The organism is Leptospira ainazelensis, assembly GCF_016918785.1.
In the GTDB taxonomy this organism is placed as follows: Bacteria; Spirochaetota; Leptospiria; order Leptospirales; family Leptospiraceae; genus Leptospira; species Leptospira ainazelensis.
Genome location: NZ_JAFFPT010000078.1, coordinates 35337 through 50964, shown reverse-complemented (window position 1 = coordinate 50964; position 15628 = coordinate 35337). Strand labels below are relative to the sequence as shown.

General features: G+C 44.0%; 15 protein-coding genes. All 15 read left to right on the top strand.

Going from position 1 to position 15628, the window contains the following annotated elements; genetic code table 11:
- Positions 1 to 147 precede the first annotated feature (147 nt).
- Positions 148 to 600: a sugar:proton symporter gene (locus JWG44_RS18830; RefSeq protein ID WP_205276611.1), complete on the top strand. Its 453-nt coding sequence runs from the start codon at positions 148 to 150 to the stop codon at positions 598 to 600.
- A 238-nt stretch (positions 601 to 838) separates the two neighbouring features.
- Positions 839 to 1642, top strand: a complete 804-nt coding sequence (locus JWG44_RS18825; RefSeq protein ID WP_205276610.1) for an SDR family NAD(P)-dependent oxidoreductase — start codon at positions 839 to 841, stop codon at positions 1640 to 1642.
- 9 nt (positions 1643 to 1651) lie between these two features.
- Positions 1652 to 2074 (top strand): SRPBCC family protein, encoded by a 423-nt coding sequence (locus tag JWG44_RS18820; RefSeq protein WP_205276609.1) that lies wholly within the window; start codon positions 1652 to 1654, stop codon positions 2072 to 2074.
- Between the two features lie 59 nt (positions 2075 to 2133).
- The gene (locus tag JWG44_RS18815; RefSeq protein WP_205276608.1) at positions 2134 to 2505 is read left to right on the top strand and encodes a hypothetical protein; all 372 of its coding nucleotides are present in this window, start codon (positions 2134 to 2136) and stop codon (positions 2503 to 2505) included.
- Between the two features lie 94 nt (positions 2506 to 2599).
- The gene (locus JWG44_RS18810) at positions 2600 to 3667 is read left to right on the top strand and encodes a DUF1574 domain-containing protein (protein ID WP_205276598.1); all 1068 of its coding nucleotides are present in this window, start codon (positions 2600 to 2602) and stop codon (positions 3665 to 3667) included.
- 76 nt (positions 3668 to 3743) lie between these two features.
- Positions 3744 to 5063 (top strand): LIC20035 family adhesin, encoded by a 1320-nt coding sequence (locus JWG44_RS18805; RefSeq protein WP_205276596.1) that lies wholly within the window; start codon positions 3744 to 3746, stop codon positions 5061 to 5063.
- A 281-nt stretch (positions 5064 to 5344) separates the two neighbouring features.
- Complete coding sequence (locus tag JWG44_RS18800) at positions 5345 to 5959, top strand: LIC20036 family protein (RefSeq protein ID WP_205276586.1); 615 nt, start codon at positions 5345 to 5347, stop codon at positions 5957 to 5959.
- Positions 5960 to 6767: 808 nt separating this feature from the next.
- Positions 6768 to 7757, top strand: coding sequence for an AAA family ATPase (locus JWG44_RS18795; protein ID WP_205276584.1), 990 nt, complete (start codon positions 6768 to 6770; stop codon positions 7755 to 7757).
- 9 nt (positions 7758 to 7766) lie between these two features.
- Complete coding sequence (locus JWG44_RS18790) at positions 7767 to 8597, top strand: DUF58 domain-containing protein (protein WP_205276582.1); 831 nt, start codon at positions 7767 to 7769, stop codon at positions 8595 to 8597.
- Complete coding sequence (locus JWG44_RS18785; RefSeq protein ID WP_205276580.1) at positions 8594 to 9463, top strand: LB_053 family protein; 870 nt, start codon at positions 8594 to 8596, stop codon at positions 9461 to 9463. The genes JWG44_RS18790 and JWG44_RS18785 overlap by 4 nt, the downstream gene beginning before the upstream one ends.
- Positions 9460 to 10398 carry a VWA domain-containing protein BatA gene (batA, locus tag JWG44_RS18780; protein ID WP_205276578.1) on the top strand — a complete coding sequence of 313 codons (939 nt, stop codon included), beginning with the start codon at positions 9460 to 9462 and terminating at the stop codon, positions 10396 to 10398. Before JWG44_RS18785 ends, batA begins: the two co-directional genes overlap by 4 nt.
- Positions 10395 to 11438 (top strand): VWA domain-containing protein BatB, encoded by a 1044-nt coding sequence (gene batB, locus JWG44_RS18775; RefSeq protein ID WP_205276576.1) that lies wholly within the window; start codon positions 10395 to 10397, stop codon positions 11436 to 11438. The genes batA and batB overlap by 4 nt, the downstream gene beginning before the upstream one ends.
- Positions 11435 to 12127, top strand: coding sequence for a TPR repeat-containing protein BatC (batC, locus tag JWG44_RS18770; RefSeq protein ID WP_205276574.1), 693 nt, complete (start codon positions 11435 to 11437; stop codon positions 12125 to 12127). The genes batB and batC overlap by 4 nt, the downstream gene beginning before the upstream one ends.
- Positions 12124 to 13785, top strand: coding sequence for a BatD family protein (locus tag JWG44_RS18765; protein WP_332460812.1), 1662 nt, complete (start codon positions 12124 to 12126; stop codon positions 13783 to 13785). The genes batC and JWG44_RS18765 overlap by 4 nt, the downstream gene beginning before the upstream one ends.
- Positions 13786 to 15615: a molecular chaperone HtpG gene (gene htpG / locus JWG44_RS18760; RefSeq protein ID WP_205276565.1), complete on the top strand. Its 1830-nt coding sequence runs from the start codon at positions 13786 to 13788 to the stop codon at positions 15613 to 15615. It abuts the gene before it with no gap.
- Positions 15616 to 15628 lie beyond the last annotated feature (13 nt).

The window sequence follows — 15628 nt, the reverse complement described above, 5'->3', positions numbered from 1 at the left end:
AGATCGGTATATGTCTTTGGAATGCGCCCTTTTCGGAAACGATCGTATTGCCGTGTTATGCGTTTTTTTGAATGAAATTAAAATGATTTCGAACAAGGAAACCGGCTTCTTGGATCTTGGTTATGAGAAGAATTTGGATTGACCCTTATGAAAATTAGAATTTTGATCAGGATCGTTTTTCTGAGCGCCCTTCTTTTTTGTGGTTCCTTTTATTTTTTGAAGAACGTGGAATACGAGCCAAAAGACGCGATTCTCGTTTCCGATCGATTTTTGGAATTGTTGATCGTAAAAAAACTCGAAGAAGCCTTCACTCTTACGAACGAGAATGCAATCGTAGGAACTTCCTTCGAACGATTTCAAAAGAAGGTCGGCAAAGAATTGGGAAACGGCGATTTAACGGCCTGCGATCTTTCGGTTACGGGTCATTATCCAAAACAGTCTTATGGAAACAGGATCCGGAGATACTGGAATCAAAACGGCGTCGAGGTCGATCCGTTTAACGTCGAATACGATCCTTGCGGAATTCCGTTTAGAATTTCACTGAGATTCAATCGAAACGGAGAATGGAAGGTCGTAAATTTTCAGTCCCACGCGGAATAGATCCTTAAAAGATAAATCGACTTCTCTAAACTTCTTTACGGGTGAAGTCGTTTATCAATACCTCTTAGGCTTCTTCTTTGTTTTTGCGAGCGTCCATTTTAGAGAAAATTTCTTACCGTATCTCCGGCGGAAACGACGAACAAGACCCCGCTTTTTTAGGTTAGCCGTAACACAATCTTCGCTTTTCCCATTGAAAAAATCCTTGAACGCTCTCTTCTCACGGACAAAATGCTCTGGAATGAATCCGGATTATTGGAAAGGCAAGACCATCGTCGTAACCGGAGGTTCATCCGGGATCGGAGAGGCGATTCTTTCAACCCTTTCTAAGATCGATTGTAAGCTGATCAATCTTTCCAGAACACAACCCGAACTTTTAAAACGTAAGAATACGTTTGTCGCCGACTTGCTCCATATCCCCACGGATCTGAGTTCCGAAAAGGAAATCGATAAGGCGATCAAAAAAATTTCCAAAGAATATCGAGGAATCGACGTTCTTTTTGCAAACGCGGGTGTCACAACTCATTCACGTTTCGACGGAACAAGAATCGAAACCTTCCGTAAAACGTTCGATATCAATTTTTTCGGTCCAGTCTATCTCATACAAAGATTACTTCCGCAGATCAAACTCAACTTAGGAACCGTGATCGCCACTTCCACCGTGAGCGGACTTTATGGAATTCCGGGAAGAAGCGCTTACTCTTCTTCTAAATCCGCGTTACACGCGGCCCTGGAAGCGGCGAGAATCGAACTTTCCGAACAAGGACTTTCCTTTATTATTTTTTGTCCTCCTTATACGAAAACAAAACTGAGAGCGAGCGGTTTGGACGGAGACGGAAAAACTCTGAACGAAGGTTATTATCCGAGCAAAAAAATCAAAACTCCGGAAGAAGTCGCCTTACGGATGTTAAACGCCGTAGAAGATCCTGAATCCAGATTGGTCCTCATGGACAGCTCCGGATTCTTTTTAAAATGGCTCCGCAATATCGCTCCGGCATTTTTAGAAAGAACTCTATTCAAAAAACTTTATAAAGATTTTCACTAGTAGGAAAGCATGGAAACGAGAAGTGTTGTAAAAGAATTTCAGTTCGACTATCCTCTGATGAGAGTGTGGAACGCGGTGACGATCAACGAAGAATTAATCCACTGGTTGGCGGATAAGGTGACCGGACGTCCGAAAGAAGGGGCAAACTTTGCCTGGACTTGGAAACTCGGAATGGAGGGAGACCTCACCACAAACGGGATTTATAAAAAGATAGTTCCTTTAAAAGAATTGATACTTCTCTGGCAGGATCATCCGGCCGGGGACATCGAGCTCAAACTCGAATTTCAATCTTTGAGCGAGAATTCTTCAAAGCTCATCGTGACGAATTCGGGTTATCCGGTAGGCGATAAGTATGACGTTTGGATCGAAGCGGCCTCTGAGGGATGGGAAGAAGAAGGAAAACATTTGAGAGAATACTTAAAAAAATCTTGAGCGGACAAGGCCTCTAAAAAAGATGGTAAAAGGAACCTATAGGAAAGGTGATTTTACCTGTGGAACTACCCGATTTAGAAAGTTACTTTCAAACACTCACAGATCTCACTGATACCATAGCAGTCGTCAATTCTCCATACGAATCAGACTTTGACCATGATATCGGACAGTTAGAGCAGTATTTTTCTGATATTGCTTCCAGACCCTGGGAAACTTCGGAAAGAGATTATTTTAATCTTTTTTCCAGTCACTTTACCTTTCACGCAAAGATCGTGGAAGAAATCATTCATGAAGCGAGACGAGTTCTGATGCCTGAAAGAAGGATCTTCGTCAAACGTCTTGTAGCCTATCATAAGCACGCCGAAGAATGGTTTGCGGAACTTCAAAAGAGACGCAAACAGTTCTCGCAGAAAGACATGGTAACTGCTTGATTTCATTTGACAGCTACCCGCTTCTTTAAGAATCTGAGCCGGTGTCTTCACCGGCTCTTTTCATATTAACGCATTATTCTCCCGGGAGAATCTCTTGAAGTCCAAGCCTTTCCTCTGGTATCCAGTCCTGCTTTTTTCTGCAATCTTTCTCTTCGATAAACTTTTCTTTTTGGATACGGTAAGAGATTACGTAAAACAAGAATTCACTTACATCTACTACGACGTCAAAAAAGAACTCCTAAAAGAGATAGTTTCCAAATACGGAAGCGACGGAGAATATCATAAGGATTCTTCCAAAAAGAAAAAACTCATGATTCTTATGGGATCTTCCCGGATGCTCTATTTTCAAAATTCGGATCTGGAAGCTTTTTATCCGGATTGGGATATCTACAATCTTTCTTCCGCAGTCACGACGCCCGCGTATTATCTTTACTTTTTGGAAGGACTTGCAAAGGGAGGAGTTCATCCGGATCTCGTTGTGATCGAAACCGATCCGTTTCAGTTTAATAAGAACAGTACTACATTCAAAAAATCGAATTTAGCCAACAGCTTTGATCCGATCTTTATTCTTAAATACTCGTGGACGTTGGGAAAGGAAAACGTAAATTATTTTTTCGGGAATTATCTTTTCGGAGTGAGCTATAATAAGCCGTATGTCGGGAACGTGCTCAAACGTTTGAAGAATGAGAATTTTGAAATCGGCGAGATGCTGAAGTCGATGACGATCGCCACTTTGAAAAACGACAAAGGGAATTCGATTTCGCCGGCCGGTGCCTATGTAGAAAGGGACTTTGGGAAAATTCAAGAATCGGCCAAAAAAACGGTGGGATGGATTTATCCTTCTTACGCTCCTTCGGAGATGCAATACGAATTTTATCAAAAAATTCTTAACTTGCTGAAGGAAAAAAACTGGAGGGCCTTGTTTGTAAAACCGGGGTCTTCGATTCCGATGGAAAAAACATTAGACGAACTCAATATTCCAGGGCCGTGGTTTGAGATCGTGAGGCCGATGCATGAAAGGGCGGGCGTTCCTTTGATCGATATGAGCAAAGATTCTTATTATACCTGCAACACTTACGCGGACAGCGGTCATATTTCATTGGATTGTTATCGGCCCTTTATACGTTTTATTCTTCTCCACTACTACTTGGATCCGAAGTAATTTTTCGGAATTTCTTGACTTTTGGATTCGCTTCCTTAACGTTTGGGAGAAGTTTTTAAACTCTTAAGGAATAATCATGAAACAACTCTGCTTGTCTCTGCTCGCAGTTCTTGCCGTCTCCTGCTCTACGATTCCGGGCGTGGAAAATAAAGGTAAGGATCAAGAAATCCAAATCCTTCCACCCAATATTCGTGTGGAAAAATACAAAGAAACATTCAATATGAAAGCCGAAGGCCCGGTTGTTACGGACTGTTCCGGTAAACCTTGTACTCCCGAACAACTCGACGGCTTAAAACCCGATCTGATCAAAAAGTTTAAGAAGAACGGGCCTTGGAAAGAATACCAAGAGAAGGAAGATTCCGCGACCAAAAAAAAGATCAGCGTTCTGATTCGGACCGGAGAATACAAAGACGATAAAAGAGAAGGTTCTTGGAAGACTCTTTATGAGACCGGTGAAGTTCTTCGCGATACTCCTTACGTCGCAGGTTTGAAAGAAGGCGAAGAAAAAAAACTCAAAAGAGACGGAGTACAAATCGAAAGTACGGTTTATAAGGCCGATAAAAAACACGGTCCTTATTGGAAGAAAAACAACGAAGGCCTGATGGACGAAGAAGGCGCTTATAAAGACGATCAGAAAGACGGAGTCTGGACGGAATACTACGCGGAACCGGGACAAAACGGCGCGAAGAAAAAAGTTTCCACGTATTCCAGCGGCGTAAAACAAGGTCCGGAAACTTCGTATCATAAAGACGGAAATACGATTCAGAGCGAAGGTTCCTACAAAGACGATCTTAAAACCGGAATCTGGAAAACCTACTACGACAACGCTTCGATCCAGATGGAAGGCGGCTACAAACCGAAACCGGCTCCAGCGGATGATAAGGAAAAAGATCCGAAAGAAAAAAAGGCTCTTCGTTCCGGCTATTGGAAAGAATATTATAAAAATGGAAATGTTTTCGCGGAAGGCCAGAGAGAACACACTCGGAAAGGAGTTTGGAAGTTCAACTGGAGCAACGGGAATCCGGCTTACAAAGGCGAGATGATGAACGAGTTTATGATGTCCTCTGCGGAAGCTTACAACAAAGAAGGGCAGATGATCGGAAAGGGAAAACTTCAGTTTTCGATCATGAACATCGACGAAGCGACTAACGAGCTCAAGTCGAGTTACAGACCGGATATCCCTTTTACGTATTACAAGAACGGCAAAAAACAATTCGAGATTTTGAGCGAAACAAAGGCGATCGAATACGACGAAAGCGGAACAAAACTCGGAGAAGGTCCTATCATGCCGGGAACAAATAAGAAGAACGGTTGTTGGTCGGTGAGTTCCGGTAAGACTTACTACATCAATGGAAACGAAAACAAAAAGATGGGTGAGATGCAGGGTTGTAAATAGAATCTATTTCTTTTTACACAACATTTGTTGCTCCGAAAAACCGAGCCCGTTGAAAAAAGTCGGAAGCGGGTTTGAAGTCCGCTTTCGGATAAAATCGCGGCGGTTTTTTTATTCGGTTCGCAAGTGACCTTTGTGTGTTGTGTGTTGACGAAAAAAATGTTTTCGATTTTTTAGAAATCCGAAAACATACGAGATCTAAGAATCAGGAAAGCAGAAGGGTGACCTTCTGCTTTTTTTGTTTTCAGGCGTGAATGCTTTTTCGAATTCTCCGATAATATCGTATGAACACTGAAACAGTTTCCCGATCTTTTTGGAGAAGGGATCTTACGATTTGGATTTCCATCGCCGTTTTATTTTTTCTGTTGGGCTTTTTCTTAAGAACCTGCGGATCGGGAATACATCGATCGGCAAAGGTGACTTATAACGGTTCTTTTACCCAAGGCACCTTGGTATTTCTGGATCAGAATACGATAAAGCTGAGAGACCCGGATCAAGAGATCTCCATGGAAACTGTGGAAAAGATCGAGTTTTTTCCCGAAGAAACTCCAACGACCTCTGCGGAACTCTCTTCGAATGATAAACTTTTCGTCGGAACCTATCAGCTCACGGTCGGCCCTCACAAGGGAGTTCTTCAACTTTTCGGAGGTAAGAATGGTCGCCTCTATGGAAATCTAAAATTCTCCAATTGGGGAAAGGGAAAATGGGAACTCGTCGGAGGGCCTTTTATAAAAGGGAATCAGATTCAATTTGTAAGATCTTGTTCGGGTGTGAAATGTTCGGAGATCGGAAGTAATGTTCCTTTTTCCCAAAAATATACCGGAGTGTTGGAAGGGCGCTCGATCTCCGGAACCTATCGAGGGAACAACAGCTCCGGGAACTGGGACGCGAAGAGATAAGTTTTCTTTCCTCGATATGATTTCTTCCGAAATCCTTCGAGGCGACGCTCTTCCGTTATTCGAGGAGAAACGAAGAATCTCTTGTCGCAAGAGTCATCCTTTCCAAAAAATCCGTCGTAGGTCCGACGATTTTTCAGTGAAACGATCGCGGCCCCGCCCCACCCTGATCGGGTTATAACCTTACCCACAAAGTGGACTGAATCTTAAAGGAATTTGTCGTAACTACGACAATCCTCCGTGAAACGAAAGCCCCGCCCTGAATTTTTGGGTGGAGGGGCGGGAGGCGGAAAACTCCGGGTGGCTTTGCTCTATCATAAAATCAATTTTTTGCAAGTAAAAAGTCTCGAATGTAGGAACTCCTACAAAAATTTTGATTGGGATCGCCCTGATTCGAAATCGCCTTTTTAACTTGTGGGTAAGGTTATGCTGATTGGGTGGAGTGGCGTGAACTCAATGCAACGCTCTCTACGGATCGCGTGAACTCAATGCAACGCTCTCTATGGATCGCGTGAACTCAATGCAACGCTCTCTATGGATCGCGTGAACTCAATGCAACGCTCTCTATGGATCGCGTTGCAGGGAAAAAAATCGTGAGATTTTTCTCGAGCACAGAAAAGCCGTTCTCGCAAGGACGATTTTCCAAAATTCCTTTGTCGGAACTCCGACAAACCTAAAAGAATTTTCTTGACTTCATAGATCCGATTTTCTTCGGAAATCTCTCCCCGTAAAAGAAGAACCGACCAAGTAAGCGCGGCGCGTTCGAGGGAATTCGCTTGAAGCAGATCCCAGGTTCTCCGATTCTTACAATATGGAAAAAGATCTTCTATCTGGAGAAGACGTCGAGTTTGCCAGGATCACTCTGGAAACTCTTAAGAAAGAATTGAGTAAGGAAATTACCGGACAAGACGAGGTCATCCGAAACGTCCTCGTATGTCTTGTCTGTCAAGGTCACGTCCTCTTGGAAGGGATGCCGGGGCTTGCAAAAACTTTACTCGCAAGATCTCTCGCTTCCGCTTTGGATTTGGATTTTAAAAGAATCCAGTTTACCCCGGATTTGTTGCCGGCCGATCTTGTAGGAACTGTAGTTTTTAATCCGAAGACGACCGAGTTTGAAACGAGAAAGGGTCCGGTTTTCACGGGGGTTTTGCTCGCCGACGAAATCAATCGTGCGCCCGCAAAGGTTCAATCGGCTCTCCTGGAAAGTATGGAAGAGAAGACGATCACCATCGGAGACAAAACCTACAAACTCGACAGGCCTTTTCTCGTGATCGCGACTCAGAACCCGATCGATCAAGACGGAACCTACCCTCTCCCCGAAGCGCAGATGGATCGATTTTTTATGAAGGTCAACGTAGGTTATCCGGCGCTTGAAGAAGAAATTGCAATCCTCGAACAACACGGACGTTTGAATACGGAGAACGGGAAGATCAAAAAGGTAGTAACTTCGAAAGATATTCTAAAACTGTCTTCGCTTTTGGATAACGTCTTTATCGAGGAGAAGATCAAATCGTATATCGTTCGTCTTGTAAGAAACACAAGACCCGAGGAAAGGACGATTCCGGAACTCCTTCCTTATATCCGTCACGGCGCTTCTCCGAGAGCTTCTTTGAGTATATTAAAAAGTTCTAAAGCGAATGCGCTCCTTAACGGAAGGACTTACGTGATTCCCGAAGACGTCAAAGTTTCACTCGTGGAAATATTGAGACATAGAATTCTTCTCACCTTTGAAGCCATTTCGGAAGAATTGGACGTGGAATCTCTGATCAAAACCGTGGTCGAGGCGACTCCGGTTCCTTAAACGTCCTTTATGATTCGTAAAGAATTCTTATCCATTCTTTCGAACCTCGAGTTGGGTCGTAGAACGCGGTCCTTTCGGGAAAAAGCGGGAAGCGCCGAGAGTTCGAAACGCGGAAGGGGGCTCGACTTTAAGGACGTTCGTCTCTACAGTTTCGGCGACGACACTCGTTTGATCGATTGGAACGTGACTTCCCGTTTTGGCGAACTCTACGTAAGGGAATTCTACGAAGAAAAAGAAAGACAAGCGATTCTTTTTTACGATATCTCAAGTTCTATGGAATTCGGTTCCGGAGAATTCTCACGTTCTGAAAATGCGTTTCAAGTTTTAGCTCTTCTTTCCTTACTCTATGTCCAAAAAGGGAATCGTGTCAAGATCGTTCTTTTCAGCGATAAGGTGGAATGGGAAACCGACTTTCTCCGATCCCGAGACGAACTTCTCCCCACGCTCCAAAAAATATCGAAAAAAAAATCGGTCGAAAGAATCTCCGATCCTCTTTTACCGTTTCGATATCTAAAAAATCGGGTCCACAGACACGCCGAAGTATATTTGTTAAGCGACTTCATCGGAATCGGAGCTCTCAAAAAATATTCGAGTCTGAAAAAACTTTATTCTCTCCACGCGATTCGTTTTCGAGATCCGATCGAAATGGAAACTCCGAAGTCCATACTTTCCTTTTTTTACACAAGAGATCCCGAGGAAAAAAGCGGAGGCCTTTTTGCAAGAACCCTCTCTCCCGAATACGAAACAAAAACTTTAAATTCTTTTTTTCAAGGCTCTTTCTTGGATCTTACCGAATCGGAATTGGATCCGAAGAAAATAATGCGGTATTTTTCAAAATGAAAAAAAGAATTCAAATGATCGTATATTCTTGGATTCTAATCCTTACTTCCTCGCTCGCGGGGGAAGCGGTCGAAACTCTTTCCCCCGAAACGGTTTTGGTCGCGCAGAAGGTGCGTTACGAACTCAAGTGGTCCGCCGGAGAAATCAAGGAGATCGTAGCGCCCCAGGTCGGAATTCATTTTGCGGAAGGAGTTTCCGATCTTCCCTGGTTCGAAGTTCTTCTCTCCGAAAAAAAGGATACGAGTATTGCGCTTGAAATTTCTTTTTACGCAACGGGAGAATTTCCGATTCCGGTTTCCTGGATTCTTTCCAACGGAAAACGAGAATCCTCGCAAAAAAAAGTATTCGTAAATTCGGCGCTTTCCGATTCGGATACCGGCCCATCCGATATCATTCCTCCGTTGAATTTTTCCGGATCGTATCTGGGAAGACTTCTTGTGTTTCTAATTCTTTTCGGAATTCTTCTCGCGTTCGGAATTTACGCGTATCGATTGTATGCGGGACAATCCTCGCCGATGGACGCGATCGTACAAACGACTCCACAACTGGAAAGAATGGATGTTTATGAAATCCGTCTCCAAGAACTTTTAAAAAAAGACCGGATCCCTGCGAGGGAATTTGCGAGACTTTTGTCCGGTTATATCCGGGAAAAAACGGCGAATCTTTCGGGAAAAAAAACTTCGGCGTTTACCGAAGCGGAACTCTTTCGATTTTTATACGATCAATTTCCTTTTGAAGAAAGAGAACTGCAGTCTTGGAGAAAATTCTTAACCGAAAAAAAATTCAAACCAGGAGAATCCTTTCTCACCAAAGAAGACGCCGAAGACAAATTTTCTCACTGGAAAAACACCTGGGATAAATCATGAATTTTGAATATCCTTACGCTTTTTTATTTTTTGCCCCGGTCTGGATCTGGACTCTGATATATTATCAAAGAAGAATGTATCTTCGGAGGATGGAGGTTCGTCTTCCGGGAAGAAGAACGGGTTCTTTTTCGAAGATGGAAAGATTCGGAATTCTTCTTCCTTTACTTCGTCCGATCGCACTCAGCTTTCTCATCGTCGCTCTTGCCGGACCCGGAAAAAAAACGACCTTTCTTCCGGATGAAAAGGAAGGAGTGGATATCATGATCGCTCTCGACGTATCCGGATCGATGTCCAGAAGCCGCGACTTTCTTCCGGAAACAAGACTGGGAGTTTCCAAAAAACTCCTTCGACGTTTTATCGAAAAACGTCAGAACGATCGTCTTGGTCTTGTGGTTTTTGCCGGAGCCGCGTATTTGCAGGCGCCTCTAACCGGAGATAGGGAGTCTTTAAACGAGATTCTGGGCACGATTGAGGAGGAAACCGTTGCGGAGCAGGGGACGGCCATCGGAGACGCCATCATTCTCTCCACGTATCGTCTACGAGCCTCTCGCGCTCGTTCAAGGGTCATCGTTCTGATCACGGACGGAGTTTCCAATACGGGTAAGATCGATCCGGTCACTGCCACCGATCTCGCGGAACATATCGGAGCCAAAATTTATTCGATCGGGATCGGAAAGGAAGACAGTTCATACGAGATCAACTTCGAAATTTTACAGGAGCTTTCCGCAAACACCGGCGGTCAGTTTTTTCGGGCGGAAGATCCCGAGGAAATGAAGGAAGTTCTCGCCTCCATCGATTCTTTAGAAAAGGATCCGTTGGCCGCTCCTCCGAAGGAAGTTAGGGAAACCGAATACGAACTCTGGCTCTATCGCGCTCTTGCTGTATTACTCCTGGATCTTATTTTACGATCGTTTGTCTTTCGGTATTACGTATGAGTCACGAGTTTTCGTCCTATCTCAAGACTATTTTTTACGCGGTCCTCGCTTTTTGGTCCATATATTCGAGTATTAGAATATACTTGATTTATAAAATTTCAAATTGGAGAATCCAGTATCCCGGCTTGGAACGCACTTCTTCCTTCCCAAAGGCCGGCCTTGTTGCCGCGAGAATCGTTCTTTTGTTTATAACTTTGATTTGTATTTTTTTTGCGGGCTGGAAGACGGATTATAAGGACGAAAAAAAAGAGGAATCGTTCCGTGGAGTCGACATTCTTTTTCTCGTTGACGTCAGCCTTTCGATGCAGGCGATCGATAACGCGCCGACCCGACTCGCAAAATTTAAGGAAACTCTTCTGAGAATGTTACCTTCGCTTGCGGGGAATCGTTTTGGAATGATAGTCTTTGCCGCGAGTCCGTTTTTATACTGTCCTATGACTTCGGACGTGGCGGCTTTTTCCGACTATGTCCGAGGATTGGACGTGGATATGGTGGGAGACCGTGGAACGGATTTAAAGAAGGCCTTTCAAAAAGCGGAAGATCTGTTAAACTCGGAGAAGGTGTTTCGCAATCGAATTCTTATCTTGGTGACCGACGGGGAGGATCAGAACGATCCTGAACTCGTTTCCTTTCCCGCGAACTTTCAGATCTGGGCTACGGGAACGGAAGCCGGAGGACCGATCGCATACAACGACGAAGAGTCAGGTCTCAGCGGTTATCTTTTGAAAGACGGAACCTTGAGTCCGAATGCGAACGTTCCCGGAGTCATTCAGACGAAGATGAATCCCGCTTTTTTACGGGAACTCGCGGGAAAGAACGGCGGATCCTTGTATTCTTTGGAAACAAATCCACCCGATTTGCAGTCTTTTCAGAAGGAGATTCGTTCTTTGGAGGAGAATCTTTATTCCAGAAAGAAAGATCTCAAACGGGCCGAAGGTTCGGGTAAATTTTTATTTGCCGCGATTCTTTGTATGCTCATGGATTGGGTTTTTGTGGAAGCGTTTTTATTCTCCAAAAAAAAGGAGGAGGCCGCGGCGTGAAACGGATTCGTATATTAGAATATTCTGCAATTATGTATTTTTTAGTTTTTTCAGCCTCCGCCAGCGCGGTGGAATTGGATCCGGGCGGCAATCGAATCGGCGAAGGATTGGAACACTACAATCAGGGAGAATATCTCGATTCCTTGCGAAAATACCAGGAGGCGGAAACTTATTTCCCGGAAGATCCGCGACTGGAGTTCAACCGAGGAGCCGCGGAGTTTAAGTCTGGAAATCTGGACAAGGCGATCCGCCATTTTGAAAAGTCGGCAAATTCTTCTTCACCGGAACTGCAGTGGAGATCGCGCTTTAATTTAGGAAACAGTTATATGCGCGCGGGAGATCGGAAAAAAGCCGCGGAAGAATACATCAAAGCCCTCAAACTCAATCCCGATCTCAAAGAAGCCAGAAAAAATCTGGAGTATCTCAGACAAAATCCTCCTCCGAAAAATTCTCCGAACTCGACTCCGAATTCTTCCAATCAAAATCCGAAAAATTCTCCTTCACAAAAAGGAAATCAACCGCAGAATAGAAACGATCCTTCCTCAAACGGGGACGTCATCGGAGAATCTCCCCGTGATCAAAAAGGGAAGTTAACCGAAGAGGAAGCCAAAAGAATTTTGGATTCCTTAGATCTCAATCAGATTCGAAGAAAGAGCAGAAAGAGCCGGGACAGAGAGGTCTTTTGGTGAAAAGGATTTTATCAGTTTTAATCTTTTTTTGCGCGTTCGCGCTCGGCGCGGAAGAAACCAAATTCTACGTTACGCGAAACATGTTTCATCTCGGAGAGGAATCCTTTGCCGTTTTCGAGATGGATCTCAATTCTAAATATACGATCCCTCGGAATTCCTTTTCCAACGGAGATATCACCGTTGTTTACGCGAGTATCGAAGAGAATACCACGATCATCAACTTTCAAGTTTTTCGAAAAAGACTTTTGAAGTTTAGAATCAAGGCTTCCAAACAAGGAACCTTCGAACTCCCGCCGCTGAGCATCGAGGTCAACGGTAAAACGTTTACTCCCGGCGCAACTCAAGTCCAGGTGCTTGCAAGAACACAAACCGCGAAAAGTCGAGGAGGATCTTTTTTCGATCGATTCTTTCAAGTCGAAGGAGAGGATCTTCCGGAAAACGCGGATCTTCGCGTTTTGTTTCAGACGAGTAAAAAACAAGCCTGGATCGGAGAACCGATCATCGGATATTTTACGCTTTATTATCGCGACGTACGAAAACCCTATTTCGATCGAAATCCCGCGGACTCGATTCAGTTTCCGTATTTTAGAAGCGAGGTTTTATCAGGAGTCGCGGTAAAAATTCCGGAACAGATTTTATACGAAGGAAACGTCTACGACGTCGCGGTTTACAATAAGGAAATCTATTCTCTCATCCCGCTTCGCCCCGGTGATTTTTATCTCGGCAAAACGACGTTCTCATTGGAAGGACAACTGCAATCCTACTTCAACGTAAAGACGGTCTCCACGATTCCGAATCAGATCTCGGTGCGACCGCTCCCAAAAACAGAAGAAAATTTCAGCGGAGGAGTGGGGAAGTTTAAAACTCAGATAAGAATCAAAAACGATCCTTCCGAAATTGCCGTGGGAGATACACTTTATCTCACCGTGATCATCGAAGGAGAAGGAAATCTTTCCTCCGTTTCCGATCCTTTTTCCTCCTCCTGTAACGGCGGAAAAAATTGTTTTCCGCACGCCACGTTGTATGACACATATCGGTCCTGGAAATTCACCGAGTTGGAAAACTCGGAATACGGATTTTATTCCACTGCAAAATTCGAATACGGGATTCCGATGGATAAAAAAGGAATCTGGAAGGAAGGATCCAAGGTTTTTGTCTATTTCGATCCTGATTCCGGAACCTATAAAAACTCGATTTTAGAATTCCCATCCGTGGAAGTGCTCGCCGAGTCTAAAAGGAAAAAACCTTCGATCGATGAAAAGACTGAAGAAGGGGCGTCTTCCGTTTTTTCGAAACGAGTTTTATTCTTATCTCTCGTTTTTTTGATTTTGTTTTCGGCATCACTTTCGATTTGGATTCGCTGGAAAAAAAATGAAAACGGTTTTCAATTCTTAGATTGGATTCCCGGCATCCTCCGGATCACCGGAGGGCCGATACTAAAAGAACTTGACTTGTTGGTAGGGAGCAAAAGAGGCTTGGTATTAAAGCAATCTCTGCTGTCAAAGGGGATCTCTGAACCGGACGCTTCCTTTCTGGCAAACATTTCCCGGACGGAATCCAACTTTGTCGAAATCTCCCGTCGATTGAACTCCGATGGGAAAAAGAATTTGCTAAGAATCGCAAAGACAATCGTTAAAAAATTAAGGGAGGAAACTTAAATGAGCGAAGAGATCAAAGGAAGAATTTCCGTAGAAACGGAGAACATATTTCCAATCATCAAGAAGTGGTTGTATTCCGAAAAAGACATATTCATTCGAGAACTCGTGTCCAACGCGAGCGACGCGATCACCAAGTTAAGAAAAATTTCCCTTTCCGAAGAATTCGAAGGCGGCACCGATTACAGAATCGATCTCGACTTCGATCAGGAAAAAAGAATTCTTACGATCGAAGACAACGGAATCGGAATGAGTTCCGAAGAAGTTCAGAAATACATCAATCAAATCGCATTCTCCAGCGCCGAAGAATTTGTCAAAAAATTTCAAGGTGAAGGAGGAAAACCCGAAATTATAGGCCATTTCGGTTTAGGATTTTATTCCTGTTTTATGGTTTCTACAAAGGTTGTCATAGAAACCAAATCCTACAAAAAAGATTCCACGAGCGTAGTTTGGGAAAGCGAATCCGGAACCGAGTTCTCTCTGCGCGCCGGCGATAAAACAACTCGAGGAACCAAGATCACGCTTTATCTCGACGGGGATTCGGGAGAATATCTGGATCAGTGGAAGTTAAAGGAACTCATTCGTAAATACTGCGATTTTCTTCCCGTTTCCATCTATGTAAAAACCGAACAGGCTAACAAACAAACTCCTCTTTGGTCCGAAACTCCGGCTTCGGTGACAAAGGAAAAATACGACGAGTTCTACAACTATCTTTTTCCTTTTTCGGGAGAACCGTTGTTTCATGTTCACCTCAACGTGGATTATCCGTTTCGATTGCAGGGAATATTATACTTTCCTAAATTGAAACACGAATTGGACGTGAATCAATCCGGAATCAAACTCTACTGCAATCACGTATTCGTAAGCGACGACGCAAACGAATTGGTGCCGAAGTTTTTGACCGTTCTTAAGGGAACGATCGACATTCCCGATCTTCCGCTTAACGTTTCGAGATCCTATCTTCAGAGCGATCCTCTCGTAAAAAAGATCTCCGCGCATATCGTAAAAAAAATCGCGGATCGTCTTCACGAGGAATTCAAAAAGAACGAGGAAGAGTTTAAGAAGAATTGGGAAGAGATTTCCATTTTTGTAAAATACGGAATGCTCACCGACGATAAGTTCTACGAAGCCGCAAAGGATCTCGTATTTTTCAAAACTTCGAACGGAGACGTCGTTCGTCTCGACGAATACTGGACCAAAAATAAGGAAAAAAACGGGGGAAAGGTCTTCTACGCAAACGAAGCGGAAACTTCTTCCGTTTATATGGATCTTCTCAAGTCCCAAGGACTCGAGGCGATTCTTGTGGATTCCAGAATCGATTCTCACTTTGTTCAGTTTATTGAATCTAAGAATTCGGAAATGAAGTTCCAGAGAGTGGATTCCGAACTCGCGGACGGAGTTGTGGACAAGGAAAACGCTTCCACCTTGGTCGATTCCGAAAACAAAACCGAAGCCGATCGTGTGAAGGAATGTTTTGAACAAACCCTAAAACGAGACGGATTGGAAATCAAGGCGGAACCTCTCAAAGCCGAAGGAGTTCCCGCGGTAGTTCTTCTTCCCGAACATCTGCGTCGATTGAGCGAGATGAATCTGATGGGAGGTCAGAAGCCGATGGATCTTCTGAAAAACCATACGCTCGTTCTCAATACCCGCTCGGTTCTTGTGAAAAACATCCTGGCTCTTTCTAAAGGACCTAACCCCGAAAAGGCGGCGAAATTGACTCGTACAGTATACGACATGGCCCTTCTTTCTTCGAAGATATTCGGAGAAGCGGAGTTCGCCGAGTATCTCAAACGGACCACGGAGACCTTAGAGGAGTTGAGCGCCTCCTAAAAACCGGGAAAAA

What these genes read in the sequence shown, in the direction of transcription:
- JWG44_RS18800 (WP_205276586.1), top strand. Translation starts at nt 5,345, where the DNA reads ATGAACACTGAAACAGTTTCCCGATCTTTTTGGAGAAGGGATCTTACG.
- JWG44_RS18830 (WP_205276611.1), top strand. Translation starts at nt 148, where the DNA reads ATGAAAATTAGAATTTTGATCAGGATCGTTTTTCTGAGCGCCCTTCTT.
- JWG44_RS18825 (WP_205276610.1), top strand. Translation starts at nt 839, where the DNA reads ATGAATCCGGATTATTGGAAAGGCAAGACCATCGTCGTAACCGGAGGT.
- JWG44_RS18785 (WP_205276580.1), top strand. Translation starts at nt 8,594, where the DNA reads ATGAAAAAAAGAATTCAAATGATCGTATATTCTTGGATTCTAATCCTT.
- JWG44_RS18805 (WP_205276596.1), top strand. Translation starts at nt 3,744, where the DNA reads ATGAAACAACTCTGCTTGTCTCTGCTCGCAGTTCTTGCCGTCTCCTGC.
- JWG44_RS18820 (WP_205276609.1), top strand. Translation starts at nt 1,652, where the DNA reads ATGGAAACGAGAAGTGTTGTAAAAGAATTTCAGTTCGACTATCCTCTG.
- htpG (WP_205276565.1), top strand. Translation starts at nt 13,786, where the DNA reads ATGAGCGAAGAGATCAAAGGAAGAATTTCCGTAGAAACGGAGAACATA.
- JWG44_RS18795 (WP_205276584.1), top strand. Translation starts at nt 6,768, where the DNA reads ATGGAAAAAGATCTTCTATCTGGAGAAGACGTCGAGTTTGCCAGGATC.
- batA (WP_205276578.1), top strand. Translation starts at nt 9,460, where the DNA reads ATGAATTTTGAATATCCTTACGCTTTTTTATTTTTTGCCCCGGTCTGG.
- JWG44_RS18790 (WP_205276582.1), top strand. Translation starts at nt 7,767, where the DNA reads ATGATTCGTAAAGAATTCTTATCCATTCTTTCGAACCTCGAGTTGGGT.
- batB (WP_205276576.1), top strand. Translation starts at nt 10,395, where the DNA reads ATGAGTCACGAGTTTTCGTCCTATCTCAAGACTATTTTTTACGCGGTC.